This window comes from Sphingomonas sp. EC-HK361 (genome assembly GCF_902498785.1).
In the GTDB taxonomy this organism is placed as follows: Bacteria; Pseudomonadota; Alphaproteobacteria; order Sphingomonadales; family Sphingomonadaceae; genus Sphingomonas.
The window spans coordinates 1,105,593-1,121,394 of the sequence record NZ_LR701494.1 but is presented as its reverse complement, the minus strand read 5'-3'; the positions used below and the strand labels follow the sequence as shown (position 1 = coordinate 1,121,394).

At 66.2% G+C, this 15,802-nt stretch carries 13 protein-coding genes; 5 read left to right on the top strand and 8 right to left on the bottom strand.

Translation table 11 applies throughout. The annotated features are described in order from the left end of the window. Nucleotides 1–69: 69 nt before the first annotated feature. From BOS5A_RS12670 to BOS5A_RS12655, 4 genes are read right to left on the bottom strand one after another with little or no spacing between them, the layout of a single operon-like run. Entirely contained in the window at nucleotides 70–1,092 is a 1,023-nt protein-coding gene (locus BOS5A_RS12670; protein WP_442800529.1) for a glycosyl hydrolase family 43, read from the bottom strand. Nucleotides 1,093–1,124: 32 nt separating this feature from the next. After that, complete coding sequence (locus tag BOS5A_RS12665; RefSeq protein ID WP_234419325.1) at nucleotides 1,125–2,084, bottom strand: family 43 glycosylhydrolase; 960 nt, start codon at nucleotides 2,082–2,084, stop codon at nucleotides 1,125–1,127. Between the two features lie 20 nt (nucleotides 2,085–2,104). Further along, complete coding sequence (locus BOS5A_RS12660) at nucleotides 2,105–2,671, bottom strand: hypothetical protein (RefSeq protein ID WP_151955448.1); 567 nt, start codon at nucleotides 2,669–2,671, stop codon at nucleotides 2,105–2,107. A 17-nt stretch (nucleotides 2,672–2,688) separates the two neighbouring features. Then, complete coding sequence (locus BOS5A_RS12655; protein ID WP_151955447.1) at nucleotides 2,689–5,463, bottom strand: TonB-dependent receptor; 2,775 nt, start codon at nucleotides 5,461–5,463, stop codon at nucleotides 2,689–2,691. A gap of 323 nt (nucleotides 5,464–5,786) precedes the next feature. Here BOS5A_RS12655 and BOS5A_RS12650 point away from each other — a divergent pair, with 323 nt between their 5' ends. The 4 genes from BOS5A_RS12650 to BOS5A_RS12635 are packed head-to-tail and all read left to right on the top strand — an operon-like array spanning nucleotide 5,787 to nucleotide 10,739. Continuing rightward, a complete protein-coding gene (locus BOS5A_RS12650) occupies nucleotides 5,787–7,517 on the top strand; it encodes an IlvD/Edd family dehydratase (RefSeq protein ID WP_442800528.1) in 1,731 nt (576 codons plus the stop codon). After that, the gene (locus BOS5A_RS12645) at nucleotides 7,517–8,374 is read left to right on the top strand and encodes an SMP-30/gluconolactonase/LRE family protein (RefSeq protein ID WP_151955445.1); all 858 of its coding nucleotides are present in this window, start codon (nucleotides 7,517–7,519) and stop codon (nucleotides 8,372–8,374) included. Before BOS5A_RS12650 ends, BOS5A_RS12645 begins: the two co-directional genes overlap by 1 nt. Nucleotides 8,375–8,416: 42 nt before the next feature. Next, nucleotides 8,417–9,550 (top strand): aldose epimerase family protein, encoded by a 1,134-nt coding sequence (locus BOS5A_RS12640; protein WP_151955444.1) that lies wholly within the window; start codon nucleotides 8,417–8,419, stop codon nucleotides 9,548–9,550. Between the two features lie 16 nt (nucleotides 9,551–9,566). Beyond that, nucleotides 9,567–10,739, top strand: coding sequence for a cellulase family glycosylhydrolase (locus BOS5A_RS12635; protein ID WP_151955443.1), 1,173 nt, complete (start codon nucleotides 9,567–9,569; stop codon nucleotides 10,737–10,739). 16 nt (nucleotides 10,740–10,755) lie between these two features. Here the strand turns inward: BOS5A_RS12635 and BOS5A_RS12630 are convergent, their stop codons facing one another. From BOS5A_RS12630 to BOS5A_RS12615, 4 genes are read right to left on the bottom strand one after another with little or no spacing between them, the layout of a single operon-like run. Then, nucleotides 10,756–11,754: a glycoside hydrolase family 43 protein gene (locus BOS5A_RS12630; RefSeq protein ID WP_151955442.1), complete on the bottom strand. Its 999-nt coding sequence runs from the start codon at nucleotides 11,752–11,754 to the stop codon at nucleotides 10,756–10,758. Continuing rightward, nucleotides 11,751–12,380, bottom strand: coding sequence for a 2-dehydro-3-deoxy-6-phosphogalactonate aldolase (locus tag BOS5A_RS12625; RefSeq protein WP_151955441.1), 630 nt, complete (start codon nucleotides 12,378–12,380; stop codon nucleotides 11,751–11,753). The genes BOS5A_RS12630 and BOS5A_RS12625 overlap by 4 nt, the downstream gene beginning before the upstream one ends. Continuing rightward, entirely contained in the window at nucleotides 12,377–13,243 is an 867-nt protein-coding gene (locus BOS5A_RS12620; protein ID WP_151955440.1) for a 2-dehydro-3-deoxygalactonokinase, read from the bottom strand. Before BOS5A_RS12620 ends, BOS5A_RS12625 begins: the two co-directional genes overlap by 4 nt. A 4-nt stretch (nucleotides 13,244–13,247) precedes the next feature. Further along, nucleotides 13,248–14,879, bottom strand: a complete 1,632-nt coding sequence (locus tag BOS5A_RS12615) for a sodium/sugar symporter (RefSeq protein ID WP_151955439.1) — start codon at nucleotides 14,877–14,879, stop codon at nucleotides 13,248–13,250. A 190-nt stretch (nucleotides 14,880–15,069) separates the two neighbouring features. Here BOS5A_RS12615 and BOS5A_RS12610 point away from each other — a divergent pair, with 190 nt between their 5' ends. Further along, the gene (locus BOS5A_RS12610; protein ID WP_151955438.1) at nucleotides 15,070–15,801 is read left to right on the top strand and encodes a FadR/GntR family transcriptional regulator; all 732 of its coding nucleotides are present in this window, start codon (nucleotides 15,070–15,072) and stop codon (nucleotides 15,799–15,801) included. Nucleotide 15,802: the final 1 nt, after the last annotated feature.

The window sequence follows — 15,802 nt, the reverse complement described above, 5'->3', positions numbered from 1 at the left end:
GGCGCGATTTTATTCTTCCGGGACACGCACGACCGGACGCTCCCGCACATTCGCCATGACAAATGAACCCTAATTCGACGGCTTGGCAGGAAAGGCCGCGACCAGCGCATCATATTGGCGCCGGGAGATGGCGATCATCGATCCGTGGCGGGCGCCCGGCGTCATCTCGTAGCGGTTCCACGCCGGCACGCCGCTGTTGCCGGACACCTGATACCATGGCCCGCGCAGGCTCGGGGCCTTGGACAGGCCGTAACTCGTGCCTGCATATTGCTCGTAATAAAGCAGCCAGTCCTTGCCGTCGGGCGACCGGATCACCGTCGGCGCCTCGCGGAAATTGGGGCTGAGCGGGGGGCCGGGCGGGGGATAGGGGCCGGTCAGTTTCGCCGCGCAGCTGAGCCGGATCGTCTTGCCCGTCACCCAGGCATAGGACGGATAGCGCTCGTCCTTGATGAAGGCGCAGTAGCCCGATCCGCTGTCGTTCGGCTGCACGACGGTGTCGATGGTCGCCATGTCCCAGTCGAACAGGCGCCGCGGCGGTGCATCGAAGCGCTTCAGGTCGGGCGACAGGACGTAGAGGGTGCGCTGGCTCCCCCAATAGCGTTCGGGGTCGGTCGCCGATCCGTCCAGGTTCGGCGTGTGCCAGCTGAGCAGGAAGCGTCCGGATGCTGCATCGAAAAACAGCTTCGGCGCGCCGATCCGCTGCAGCGCATGGGGAAGGCCGGGGATGTCCTTCAGGTCGGGCCGATAGGTGCCGTAGGGCGTCCAGCGGATGAGGTCCGTGGAAACCCAGAAGCGGATCAGCGGATCGTCGTCCCCCTTGTTGCCGACCAGATAATAGCGCCCGTCGCCGCCTCGCGCGATCGAGGCGTGGCCGTGATAGTCGGCCGACACCGGCTTCCCGCCGTTCAGCGCCCGCCAGTGCAGCCCGTCGATGCTGGCCGAATAATACAGCGTCCCGTAATCGCCCGTCATCATGTGCGCGAAGAGATACGCTTTCGCCGGATCGACATAGGGCGTTTCGGGGCCTCCGGGCGGGTTCTGCTGCGCGAATGTGGGCGCCGTCGTGACGGCGGCGGCGATCCCCAGGACGATGTTGCGCAAGCGCCGGCGTGCTTTCCGGATCGTCACCGCAGCGGCAGCGTCGGTGCGGCAGCCCCGTCGGTCATCCGGATCGGCAGGATGCGGCCATCGGCGGCGTAGCGGACGCGGTCGATCGCGATCTGGCGCTCGCCCCGGAACGGCTCGGGTCCAGGCGTGCGTTCCCAGCGGTGATAGACGATCAGCCATTCGCCGGACGGCGTGCGCACGAAGCTGTGATGGCCCGGCCCCTGATGGCGTGCGTCGCCGCTCAGGATGACCCCGCGATACGTCCACGGACCGGTCGGCGACGGCGCGGTCGCGTAGTGCACCGAATAGCTCGCGCCGTTCCATTTGCCGTGGCTGTAGGACAGGTAATAGGTGCCGCCGCGTTCGTGCATGAACGCGCCTTCGGTGAAGTGCGGCGGTTGATCGATCTTCACCTCGCGGGTGACGGTGACCATGTCGGGCGCCAGTTCCCATACGCGCAGCGTCGATCCGGCGCTGCCGCCGGCATAGAGATACGCCTTGCCGCTATTCGGATCGACAAAGGCCATCGGGTCGATCGCCTCGAAACCGTGGCCGTCCTTGACGAGCTTGCCCGTGACGAGCGGTCGGCCGCTGTCGCGATAAGGGCCTTGCGGGCGGTCAGCGACCGCGACGCCGATGCGGCTCGGCGTGGGAATTTGGGGCCCGACCGAGAAATAGAGATACCATTTGCCGCCCCGGGTCGCGACTCCGGGCGCCCAGAGGAAGTGCTCGGGCGCGCCGTCGTCCTTGATCCAGCTGATCTGATCGCGCCGGATCAGCTCGCCACGGCTTTTCCAGCTTTTCAGGTCTGGCGAGGAGAACGCGCCGAAGCGATCCGCGCGCCAGCTTCCGCCGGGGCCGCCGGTCGGGAAGACCCACAGGTCCTTGCCGATGAACATCGCGTGCGGATCGGCGCCCTGAAACTGCGGATTGCCGGCCAGCGCCGCGCCGGCCAGCGCGACGCCCGCAAGCGCCATCAAGAATTTACTTCGACGCATCACGATCCTTGCTGGCCATAGTCGAGGATGAAGACCGGCCCGATGCCGAGCACCTGCTTCTGCACGTCGAGATGCAGCGCGGCGTTCAGCGCGCCCGGCGCGTAATCCTGGTCGGCGGTGCCGGAGAGCTGATACATCTTCCAGTCGGCGGTCAGCTCGAACGGCTTTTCGAAGATCGCCCTGACCTTCGGCGTCGCCTCCAGCTGGACACGCCCGATCCGCCCCGGTGTGCCGGCCGGTGATTCCTCCGCCCGCGCCCAGAAGGCGATGACGATTCGGTCGCCCTTCTTCACCGGTTTCAGCGTCGGGCTGATGACGCCGATGCGGCCGAAATCGGGATGCCCCGACAGCGAGATACGTAGCGCCTTCCCGAACTGCACGTCCTTGTCGCTCCTCACCTGCGGCGGCAGAGCGAGCCCGTAAGCGGTGAGCGCCGGCACGCGCGGATCGTTGATGATCCGATCCGCCGCGCTCGGCGCCGCCTCCGCCGCCGCGGGATGATCCGCGACGGCGAAGCTGGCGACCGTGCCGACAAGAGCGAGAGCGAGGAGGAGGCGGGGTCCCATGCTCGATCTCCCTTGCGTCAGAAGCGGAACCGGACGCCGAGCGAATAGGAGCGCTCGATATAGAGGATCTGCCGGGTGTAGGCATCTCCCGTATCATATTGGCGATACCGCTGGAGTGGATTGCCGAGCAGATTCACGATGTCGAACGCGATCGTGATGTTTGGCACCGGCGTGATCGACGTCGAAAGATCAACCTGGCCGCGGCCCTTCTCGATCACCGGATGCGCGATCGGGTCGAGCGGCTGGAAACTGTAGAACTGCGCGAACTTGGAGCGATAATTATAGGCAAGCCGCGCCGAGAACATCGGCCGCTCATACAGCGCGATGACGTTGTATGCCCATTTCGATACGCCCGGGAACGGCTGCTGCGTGTTGCCGAAGGACGCGGCCTGATCCTCCGGCAGGTCGCCCTTGGCGTCGATGTAAGTCCCGTTCGCCTGCAGGCCGAAGCTCTTCGCCCAGTCGGGCAGCCCGTCGATGTCGAGGAAGCTGGTGAACGTCACCTCCGCACCTTGCAGGCGGGTCTGGCCCAGATTGATAGGCCGGGAAATGATCGTACCGGTTCCCGAGCGATCCAATGTGCTCGACAGAAAGCCTTTCGCATCGTGCCGGAAAAGCGCGGCGGTGAACGAACCTGTCCGGGAGAAATAATATTCCAGGCTCACGTCGTAGTTGTCCGACGTCAGCGACTTCAGATCGGGATTGCCAGCCGAACCCCCGCGTCGCCGGCGCTCGATACACTGCGGGGTCGTGCTCGCGGGATCGAAGCACGGGTCGGTCGGATCGACGATGACCACCGGCTGTCCCAGTGAGGTGTTGGGTCGAAGATCGAAGAAATTCGGTCGCGTGCGCGTCTTGGTGTAAGCAAGACGCAACTGCAGCTTGTCGTTGAAGGCGATGCGCGCGCTGGCGTTCGGCAGATAGTCGGTCTGCTCGCTCTTCGCGCTGATCGGCGGGAAGGTGATGACGTTGTTGCCGTCATCGACCCGCGAAAAGCCGTCGATCCGCAGCTTCGTCTTGATCGCGCGCAGGCCGACCAGGCCGTCGATCACCACATTGCCCAGGTCGAAGCCGTATTTCAGCTGTCCATAGGCCGCGTAGGACTTTTCGTTGCCGCGGAAGGTGTCGGGCGGGTTGAACGCCACCGTTCCCGCCGGTGTGCCGAAGAAGGTGCGCAGCGCGACGAGATTATCGCGAATGCTGTTGCGCGTGAGCGCGGCATAGGCGACGTTCGGTTCGACCGTGTTGAAGGTGAATCCGGGCAGGCTGGTCCGAATATCGGCGCCAGGCAGCGATGAAAGCGGGATACGCGCGGCTTCGTTGTTGAAATAGGAGTTGCCGAAATCGCGCGCGGCATCGCGGTCAGCGTAGCGTACGCCGAATTGCAGACGTTTCAGAAACCCGCCGTCGAAATCATAGGCGACGTCGGCGCGTGACTGCCAGTCCTTGCCGCTCACCACGGTCAACTCCTGATACAGGCCGCGGCTGAGGAAGTTGTTCGGGTTCGTGATATCGAAATTCACGAACGTTTGCGTCGGCCCGCCGTCTTCCCCCGCCTCGAACTGGACGTTGCGCACGGGCGAGCTGGCGAACAGGTAATCGACGTTGACGAGGTCTGCGGTGTATTTGCTGTTGGTATAGGCGACGTCGCCCGAGATCGTCAGCCGATCCTTCTTCCAGATCGCGCCGCCGCCGGCCTGGTACGTGTCCGTCTTGCCGTTGAAAGAACCGGTGAAGCCGTCCGGCCGGAAGGCGTTGGTGACCGTCGCGCTCGAAATCTGGTTGGTGTTGGGGATCGTCGTCACATTCGACAGCACGGCGCCGCCGAAGATCGGGATGAACATGTAGCGGTTATAGTCTTTCGAGCGGAAGCCCTGATACAGCCCGTCCACATAGATTTCGAGCTCGGGGGTGGGCTTCCACTGGAACGCCGCATTGGCCGACGGGCGATACCGCTCGCCATAGCCCAGGAAGATTCCCTGCGCGTCGGGAAAGCGCAGGCCGGGCTGCACGCCGGGTGCATTGGTCGCGTCGGTGCTGGGAATCACCAGCGACTGCTCGCGCGTAGAGTCGAGGAAATTGATGCCGACATAGGAGGCGTTCACCAGCAACCCCATCTCGCCGATGCCGGTGTTCCAGCGGTCGCTGATCAGAAGGTTGCCGTTCGGCACGATCTTTTCCGATTGCTGCGACAGCACGCCGTTGAGCGAGCCGGACAACTCGAACCCGTCAAAGTCGAACGGCTTGCGTCCGCGCACATTGACCTCGCCGGCGATGCCGCCCTCGATCTGGTTCGCTGTGCCCGACTTGTAGACCTCGAGCGCCGCGACCGTGCCGGCGGGGAAGTCCTGGATCTGGACGTAGCGGCCCTCGGCCGTGAAGATCTGGCGACCGTTGTAGGTGGTGGTCAGGTCGGGAAGGCCGCGCACCGTCACGCCGGCCGATTCGCCGCCGCCGCGCGTCACCGCGACACCCGGCACGCGCTGAAGCGCGGAAGAGGCAAATGTGTCCGGCAGCTTGCCGATATCCTCGGCGACGACCGCATCCACGATGCCATCCGAGTTCTTCTTGATCGCCTGCGCTGACTGAAGGCTGCGGCGAAGCCCGGTTACGACGATGTCGTCTGCCGGCTGATCCTGCGCTTCGGGGGCGGCGGGGTTGACGCTCTGGTCGGTGGCCGCTTCGGGCATCGGTGCGCCTTGGGCGGTCTGCGCCTGCGCGATCGTCGGGACCAAACCGGCCACACCGATGATCGTCGAAGCCGACACGCACAGCAACGATTTAAGCTTCATGATATCCTCCCCATTTCCCCGGTCCCGTGGATGCTCACGAGTTATCGGATGGGCCGTACTTCCCGTTTCGGCCCCTTGCAACTCATTTATCTTATATAACGGACGTCAGCCATGCAATGCCTACTTGTAAGATCAATCTTTTCCAATGTAGAGCTTTGGCCTTGGCATCGCAGCGGGTCGATTGCGGCCGCGGGCGACGGTTTTTGGAAGAGGGGGTTCGGTATGATGCGCATGAGACGGAGCGCTGACGCGTGACCGATCCGCTGCCGACTCGCCCGGCGCTGCGCAGCCGCGCATGGTTCGACAATCCTGCGAATGCGGACATGACGGCGCTCTATCTCGAGCGCTATCTGAACTACGGCCTCAGCCTGGAACAGCTGCAGAGCGGGCGGCCGATCATCGGTATCGCGCAGTCGGGCAGCGATCTCGTCCCCTGCAACCGCCACCATCTGGTGCTGGCGGAGCGGGTGAAGGCGGGGATTCACGAAGCCGGCGGCATCGCGATAGAATTTCCCACCCACCCGATGCAGGAAACCGGCAAGCGCCCGACCGCGGGGCTCGACCGCAATCTCGCCTATCTGTCGCTCGTCGAGGTGCTTTACGGCTATCCGCTCGACGGGGTCGTGCTGATGATCGGCTGCGACAAGACGACGCCGGCGGCGCTCATGGCGGCAGCGACCGTCAACATACCCGCGATCGCGCTGTCGGTCGGTCCGATGCTCAACGGCTGGTTCAAGGGTGAGCGCACGGGTTCGGGCACGATCGTGTGGCGCGCGCGCGAAATGCTGGCGGCGGGCGAGATCGACTATCAGGGCTTCATCAGGCTGGTCGCGAGCTCGGCACCCTCGACCGGCTATTGCAACACGATGGGCACCGCGACGACGATGAACTCGCTGACCGAGGCGCTGGGCATGTCGCTGCCCGGATCGGCAGCGATCCCGGCGCCATACCGCGACCGGCAGGAGGTGGCGTGGGAAAGCGGGCGGCGCATCGTCGAGATGGTCGAGGCCGATCGCAAGCCATCCGACATCCTGACCCGCGCGGCATTCCTGAACGCGATCCGGGTCAATTCGGCGATCGGCGGATCGACCAACGCGCCGATCCACCTCAACGCCATCGCGCGGCACATCGGCGTCGAATTGTCGCTTGAGGATTGGGAAGCGCACGGCGCCGACGTGCCGCTGCTCGTCAACCTCCAGCCCGCCGGCGAATATCTGGGCGAGGATTATTACCGCGCTGGCGGCGTGCCGGCGGTGATGGGCGAACTCTACCGCGCGGGGTTGCTCGACGGCGACGCGTTGACCGTCAACGGCCGCAGCGTCGCCGACAACGTCGCCGATGCGCGGATCGAGGACGAGAAGGTCATCCGCCCGTTCGATCGCCCGCTGAAGACCGCTGCGGGGCTGACCGTGCTGTCCGGCAATCTGTTCGACGGCGCGGTGATGAAGCTCTCGGTCATCTCAGATGCGTTTCGCGACCGTTATCTCAGCGACCCTGCGCACCCCGACGCCTTCGAGGGCAAGGTCGTCGTGTTCGATGGGCCGGAGGATTATCACCAACGCATCGACGATCCGTCGCTCGGCATCGACGACAACACGATTCTCGTCATCCGCGGCGCCGGCCCGGTCGGATATCCGGGCGGCGCGGAGGTCGTGAACATGCGTCCGCCGGTCGCGCTGATCCAGGCGGGCATCCACGCGCTGCCGTGCATCGGCGACGGTCGCCAGTCCGGCACCAGCGGCAGCCCCTCGATCCTGAACGCCAGCCCGGAGGCCGCGGTCGGCGGCGGTCTGGCACTGCTGCGCACCGGTGACCGGGTGCGGATCGACCTGAAGGCGCGCACCGCAAACATGCTTGTCGATTCCGCAGAGATCGAGGCGCGCCGCGCGGGCCTTGCCGCCACCCAGGCAGCGATCACCCCGGAATCGCAGACGCCGTGGCAGGAAATCCAGCGCGGCATCGTCGGCCAGTTTGCGACCGGCGCGGTGCTTGAGCCGGCGGTCAAATATCAGCGGATCGCGCAGGAACGCGGCCTGCCGCGCGACAGCCATTGATGGCGCCGGCGCGGATCATCGCGCGCGATCGTCGCGATACGCTGGGCGAGGGGCCCTTATGGTCGCCGCGTGATCAGTCGATCTACTGGGTCGATATCCTCGGCCGCCGGCTGAACCGGCTCGCGCTCGCCGACGACCGGGTCGATAGCTGGGAAATGCCGGACACGATCAGCTGGGTGATCGAGCGCAGCGACGCGCCGGGCTTCATCGCCGGCATCGGGCGTCGGTTCGTCGAGCTCCAGCTCGATCCGGTCACGATCACGCCGATCGCCGCGCCGGAGGAGGACCGCGACGGCAACCGCTTCAACGATGCGAAGGCGGACGTTGCGGGGCGCATCTGGGCCGGATCGATGCCGTTCAGCTGCGATCGGCCGACCGGCGCCTTCCATCGGCTCGACCCCGATCGATCGGTCACCCGGGTCGATGATGGCTACACCATTGCCAACGGTCCCGCGATCGCGTCGGACGGACGGGCGCTCTACCACACCGACACCGCGCTCGGGACGATCTACCGCTACCGAATCGCGGCGGACGGCACGCTCAACGACCGCGAACCGTTCATCGTTTTCGAAGCGGATTGGGGATCGCCCGACGGCATGACCCTCGATGCGGATGGTGGCCTCTGGGTCGCGTGCTGGGGCGGGTCCTGCGTGCGGCGCTTCACCCCCGATGGCGCGTTCGATCGATCGATCGCGCTGCCCGCCAGTCAGATCACGAGTTGCACCTTCGCTGGCGACGCTCTCGACCGGATGTTCGTGACCTCCGCTGCGGACGGCGTCGACGAGCCGCATGGCGGTGCGCTGTTCGAGGTCGATCCCGGCTGCCGCGGCCTGCCGACCCATCGCTATCAAGGATAGGCCGGCCAACGCGCCGGTCTGCAAAAAAGGGAGAGTTCTAGGATGCGTAGCCTGATCATTGCGGCCCTGGTGTCAACGATGCTGGCGTCGCCCGCGCTGGCCGGCGAGGCGAAGCGATCGACCTTCGGCAAGACGGGCGACGGCCACGCGGTGGCGGCGGTGACGCTGACCAACGGACGCGGCGTATCGACGCGTATCATCGCGCTCGGCGCCGCGATCCAGTCGCTCACCATGCCCGACAAGGCGGGCAAGACCGCCGACGTGCAGGTCGGCTACGACACGATCGACGGTTATCTGACGAAGCCCGAATTCTTCGGCGCGACCGTCGGCCGCGTGGCCAACCGCATCGCCAAGGGTCGTTTCAAGCTCGACGGCAAGACCTACACCACCCCGATCAACAACGGCCCCAACTCGCTGCACGGCGGGACCAAGGGCTTCGACAAGGTCCTGTGGGATGTCGTCGACGTGAAGAGCGGCCCCGTCGCATCGGTGACGCTGCGTTATGTCAGCCCGGATGGCGACATGGGCTATCCCGGCACGCTGACGACGACCGCGACCTACTCGCTCGACGAAAAGAACCAGCTGACGATCGAATACCGCGCGACGACCGACAAGCCGACCGTCGTCAACATATCGAACCACGCCTATTGGAATCTGGCGGGCGTCGGCAGCCCGCGCGGGGCGATGGGTCATGTCGTCACCATCCCCGCCGATCGCTACACGCCGACCGACGCGACCTCGATCCCGCTCGGCCAGCACAAGTCGGTCGCCGGCACCGTCTTCGATTTCCGCACCCCGCATGCGATCGGCGACCGGGTCCGCGACGCGCGCGACGTCCAGATCGCCTATGGCCGCGGCTATGACCATAATTGGGTGATCGGCAACGCGGTCACTCCGACGCAGCATCTGATGGCGCGGGTGGTCGAGCCTGTGTCGGGGCGCGGGTTCGAACTCTGGTCGAACCAGCCGGGGCTGCAATTCTATTCGGGCAATTTCTTCGACGGCACGATCGTCGGCAAGGGCGGCCAGATCTACCGGATGGGCGACGCGATCGTCATGGAGCCGCAGCTTTTCCCCGATTCGCCCAACCAGCCGAACTTTCCTTCGGTGAAGCTGCTGCCCGGTCAGACCTATCGCAACACGATGACGTACCGGCTCTTCGTCGAGAAGCGCTGACAACCGGGAGGACAAGATGAAGGTTCTGTTTGCAACGCTGGCGGCGGCGGTCGCGCTCGCCGCCGGGTCCGCCGATGCGCGTCCGCGCTGGACCGAGGCGCAGGCGAAGACCTGGTATGACCGCATGCCATGGCTCGTCGGGTCGAACTACGCGCCCGCGACCGCGATCAACCAGCTCGAGATGTGGCAGGCTGAAACCTGGGACCCGAAGCGGATCGACTATGAGCTGGGCCTCGCGCAAGGCATCGGCATGAACACGATGCGCGTGTTCCTGCATGACCAGCTGTGGCAGCAGGACCCCGAAGGCTTCAAGCGGCGCATCGGTGAATTCCTGACGATCGCGCAGCGCCACGGCATCAAGCCGCTGTTCGTGCTGTTCGACAGCTGCTGGGACCCCGACCCCAAACTCGGGCCGCAGCATCCGCCGATCCCGGGCGTCCACAACAGCGGCTGGGTGCAGTCGCCGGGCCTGCCGGGACTGCGCGACAGGAGCCGCTACCCCGGCTACAAGGCCTATGTGCAGGGCGTGATCGGCGCCTTCGGCAAGGACGACCGTGTCCTCGGCTGGGACTTGTGGAACGAGCCCGACAACGGCGCCGATCAGTATAAGGGGCAGGAGGGCAAGGAACCGCTCGTCCGCGCGCTCCTCGCGCAGGTCTTCGACTGGGCGCGCGCCGCCGATCCGTCGCAACCGCTGACGTCGGGCGTGTGGTGGCATGACGACTGGACGCCGACCGGCGGCAAGCTGACCCCGATGGAGAAGCTGCAGCTCGGCGAATCCGACGTCATCACCTTCCACGATTACAGCTGGCCCGAGACCTTCGAGAAGCGCGTGCGCCAGTTGCTGCCCTATAACCGCCCGATCCTGTGCACCGAATATATGGCGCGCGGCAACGGATCGACGTTCGACGGATCGCTGCCGATCGGCAAGCGCTACAATGTCGCGATGATCAACTGGGGCTTCGTCGACGGCAAGACGCAGACGCGCCTGCCGTGGGACAGCTGGCAGAAGCCCTATGTCCTTTCGGAGCCCACGATCTGGTTCCACGAGGTGTTCCGGAATGACGGCACGCCGTATCGTGTCGCGGAAACCGACCTGATCCGCCGGATGGCGGCAGCGCCGAAGGGCGTGGTCCCCGCGGGGCCGGCACCGGAAGCAGCGGCGCCCAGGCGCGCTCGCCGACGCTGAGCCTTTGAGTGGCGGCCTAAGGACGAGGGGCGGGCGCCGGTGTGCCCGCCCGCACGGGGACCGGGAAGATCGGCGTGCCGTCCGCTGCCCAGCGCATCTGCTGTACGCGCGGCGACCGCGTCGGCTTGCACCCGGCATTCGCGCCGTCATTCGCGTGATAGACAATCCATTGCTCGCGCCCGCTGGCGGCGGAGAAGAACGCGTTGTGCCCCGGCGCATAGACATTGTCGGCGGGTATCTTCGCCAGCACCGGGCGGGGGGACTTCGTCCATGCGCCCGGTGCCATCGGGTCGGCGCCGGGGCGTAACCGCAGCAGCCCGAGCGCATAGTCGTCGGACCAGCAAGCGCTTGCCGAATAGGCGAGGAACAGGTCGCCCTTCGGCCCCTGAAGAAACGCCGGCCCTTCGAGAATCTGGCGTCCGCCCTGCTTCTCCCAGGGCCTGTCGGGCCGCGCGATCACCACCTCGGGCGCGGCGAGCGTCCAGGGGTTGGCAAGCGGCGCGATCGCCAGCACGCTGTCGGGACCGTCATAGGCCGAATAGACGAACCAGCGTCTGCCCCGCGCCGCGAACATGGTACCGTCGATCCCGGTCCGCCGGGTCGCGATCCGCCCGCGATCGATCCATTCGCCGACCAGCGGATCAGGCCCGTCATGCTCCAGCACGAAGACGCCGCGATGCGCGTCGTCGTCGTGACCGCTGGCGGCGGCGGTGTAGTAGATGAACCACTTGCCATCGATGCGGTGAAGCTCCGGTGCCCAGATCGAAATCGCGTTCGGGCCGGTCGCGGGCGGGCGCCAGACGGTGGTTTCCTTCGCCGCCGCCAGATGGCCGAGGTCGCGGGTGCGGCGGATCGTCAGCCGGTCGCCGCGCGTCGCCATGAAATAGAACCAGCCGTCGTCGGTGACGACATAGGGATCGGGCCCCGACGGCAGCAGCGGGTTGACGAGGGTCGGCGCATCGCGTGCTGTCAATGGCGCCGCGAGGAGCGCGAGCGCTGCGAGGACGCGCTTCACCGCGCGTCAGCCCGCCACGCGGCGACGAACCGGCACGCCGCGTCGCCCACATCCTTCGCGGTCATGCCCGGCTTGTAGATCGCGGAGCCCAGCCCGAAACCGTCCGCCCCCGCGGCCCGCCACGGCGCCATGCCTTCCGGCGTGATGCCGCCGACCGCCAGCACCGGAATGGCCTTGGGCAACACCGCCCGCTGCGCTTTCAGCACGGCCGGCGACGCAGCCTCGGCGGGAAACAGCTTCAGCGCGCTCGCCCCGGCGTGGATGGCGGCGAAGGCTTCGGACGGGGTGAAATAGCCGGGCAGCGAGGCCATGCCCGCCGCAACCGTCGCCTCGATCACTGCGGTATCGGTGTTGGGCGAGATGATCATCCGCCCGCCGGCATCGCGCACGCGCGCCACGTCGGCTGTGGCCAAGACCGTCCCCGCGCCGACCATCGCCGCGTCGCCGCACGCCTTCGCCAGCCGCGCGATGCTCTCGAACGGATCGGGCGAATTGAGCGGCACCTCAATGAGCGTGAAACCGGCGGACGCCAGCGCCGCGCCGACCGGCTCGATCTCGTCGGGACGGATGCCGCGCAGGATCGCGATCAGCGGCAGGGCGGCGAACGCGGTGGCGAAATCGGTCAAGGCTTGCGCTCCCACAATTGGGTGATGCCGGCAACGAAGGCGGCGTGGCTGTCGATGAGGATGGCCGACGCACCGACCTGCGCGATGGCCGCCGCGTAGAGCGCGCCCAGCGCCGGGTCCGCAAGCAGGTGGACCGTATCGCCCGCGCCGACCTGAGCGCGCACGTCGCTGCCGATCAGCAGGCCGCTGACATAGGACGCCGCATCCGCATCCTCGCGCAGGCCAAGCAGGCTTGCCGGGCGAACGCCGAAGAGCGCGCTGAGAAGATCGCCGTCGCCGGCACGCGCGACGCCGTCTGCAAAGGCCGGTCCCTCGGTGACGGGCGCGCACATCGCGGCCCCGATCAGCGCGTGATCCCGAAGCAGCGCGAACATCTCCCCGGTCATCGCGGTGGTGAAGGTGCTGAGCGCGCCACCCTCGATACGAGCCCATTTGCAGTGCGTGCCGGGCTGGCAGAGCAGCGCGTCCGGCGGAGCAAGTCCGGCCGATACCGCGCCCAGCAATTGCACTTCCTCGCCGCGCATCACATCGGCGCGATCGTCGCGGATTGTGCTGACGCCGGGAACGATCCACACATGCTCGGCCGCGGGTTTCAGCGCTGCCGCCAGGCTGTCGAGCGTGGCGGGGCAGGGGACGTAGCCCGCATCGATCCAGCCGCGGTTCGATCCGACCATCCCCGCGAGCAGCATCGGCGCGCCGCCAAACCGTGCACGCAGCGCCGCGACCTCGGCGTCGAAACCGCCCGCCGGCACAGCGAGGATGCCGACCGCGTCGCGCTCGGTACGCACCACCGCCCCGCCCTCGATCAGATAGGCGCGCCGGTTGGTCGTGCCCCAATCGACAGCGATGAAGGGCTGGCTCACGCGGTCACCACCAGATGTAGTAGAGCGCGATCAGGATCGCGACGATCACCACGCCCGCGATATTGAAGCCCGCGCTCGTGCGGAAGGATACGCCCTGCATTGTGATGAGGTTGCGCTCGCGCGGTTGCGGCTTGAGGAGCGACACCGCCACCGCGAGCAGCAGCGAGGCGAGGAACACGATCGACATGCGGTTGATGAACGGAATGGCGTTCAGCGCCTCCGATCCGCCCCATTTCGCTGGAAACCAGAATAGGAAGCTGATGACGACCGACGCGATCGCCCCGGTCAGCGCGCCCTTCTCGGTCGCGCCCGGCCAGAACAGGCCGAGCAGGAAGATGACGGTGATCCCCGGCGTCACGAAGCCCGAGAATTCCTGGATATACTGAAACGCCTGATCGAGGCTGCCGAGCAACGGGCGCGCCATAATCATCGCAATGATGATCGACACCACCGCGGCGATCCGGCCGACGCGGACGAGATTGCGTTCCTGCGCGCCGGCGGCAGCGGCATCCGTGTCGCCATCCTCGACCTCGGTCCGCACGCCTTTGGCCTTGGCGTAGATATCGAGCGTGAAGATCGTCGCGATCGAATTGATCTTGGAGGCGGTGGACGCGATGATCGCGGCGACGAGCGCGGCGAACACCAGCCCGAGCAGCCCGGGCGGTAGCAGCGCCATCATCGTCGGATAGGCCTGATCGGGCTTGGCGAGGTTCGGTGCCAGCACGACCGCAGCGATCCCCGGAAGCACGATGATCACCGGCATCAGCAGCTTCAGGAAGCCGGCAAAGATGATCCCGCGCTGCGCCTCGTCCAGGCTCTTGGCGGCGAGCGCGCGCTGGATGATATACTGGTTGAACCCCCAATAGCTGAGGTTCGCGATCCACATCCCGCCGACCAGCACGGCGATGCCCGGCAGGTCCTTGTAGTGTGGATTGTCGGGCGACAGGATCATGTCGAAATGGTCGGGCACGCGCCGGTTCAGCTCCGCAAACCCGCCGAGCACACCGGCATCGCCGCCGATCTTGCCGAGCGTGAGATAGGAAATGATCAGCCCGCCAAAGACGAGCAGCGTGACCTGGACGATGTCGGTCAGCGCGACCGCCTTCAATCCGCCGCGCAGCTGATAGAGGAGGGCGAAGGCGCCGAGCCCGACGAGCGCGACGTCCTGATTGACGCCCGCGACCTGGGTGACCGCGATCGAGCCGAGCCAGATGATCGAGGTGAGGTTCACGAAGACGTAGAGGATGAGCCAGAACACCGCCATCACGGTGCGGATCGTCGGGCCGAAGCGCTGTTCCAGGAACTGCGGCATCGTGTAGATCTGGTTCTTCAGGAAGATCGGCAGGAAGAACTTGCCGACGATCAGCAGCGTCGCTGCCGCCATCCATTCATAGGATGCGATCGCCAGCCCGATCGCATAGCCCGATCCCGACATGCCGACGATCTGCTCGGCGGAGATATTGGCCGCGATCAGGCTCGCCCCGATCGCCCACCAGGGGAGGTTCTTCGACGCCAGGAAATAATCGCTGCTGTTCTTGGCGTGCCCCGCCTTGTCGCGCGACACCCATTGCGCCAGACCGAAGATGCCGATCGCGTAGGCGATGACCAGCACGTTATCCAGCGTCGTCAATTGCATGTCGGCATCCCCACCCGGTCGCGAAATTCTGGTCCGCTCCGCCGCGGTATTATTGTCGGATAAGTCCCACTTGTCGAGCGCCATACACTCGAACTCGGCTTTTTATATGATTATAAATCTTGCCGCGTTGATTGTCTTCTGCAAGTGTCGAGGGCGAAACGCGGTTTATGACGGCACAGGGAGGATGGCGATGGCGGCGGACAGTCGGCTTGGCCCCGACGATCTCGGGCGCAATCTGACCTGGGGATTGCAGGAGGTGCTGGGCCGGTCGATCGTGGTCGGTGACTACCGCGAAAAGCCGTTTCCGACCGAAGCCGAGATCGTCAAGCAGCACGGCGTCAGCCGGTCGGTGACGCGCGAGGCGGTAAAGATGCTCGCCGCCAAGGGGCTGCTCGGTGCGCGCCCGAAGCAGGGGACGTTCGTCCGCCCCGAAGACGGCTGGAACCTCTTCGACACCGACGTGCTGCGCTGGCTGCTGGAACGGCGGCGGTCGCTCACGCTGCTGCGCCATTTCAACGAGCTGCGCATCGCGGTCGAGCCGCAGGCGGCGGCGCTCGCGGCGATCGCTGCCGATGACGAGCAGCGCGAGGCGATCACCGCGGGGCTCGAGCGGATGCGCACGGCGGAGGATGGCCTGGATGACGGGCTGGACGCGGATATCGCCTTCCACGTCGCGATCCTGCGCGCGTCGAACAATCCCTTCTTCGTCCAGTTCCGCAGCGTCGTCGGCACGGCGCTGCGCACGTCGATCCGCTTCACCAACCGGCTGACCGGGCGCTCGGCGAGCATCGCGGATCATGCCGCCGTCCACGACGCGATTCTGGCGCGCGATGTCGAGGCAGCCCGCGCGACGATGACGACGCTGATCAGCAAGGTGCTCGACGTGATCGAGCAGGTGCCGGTGCAGGAAAACGAGGCCTGAC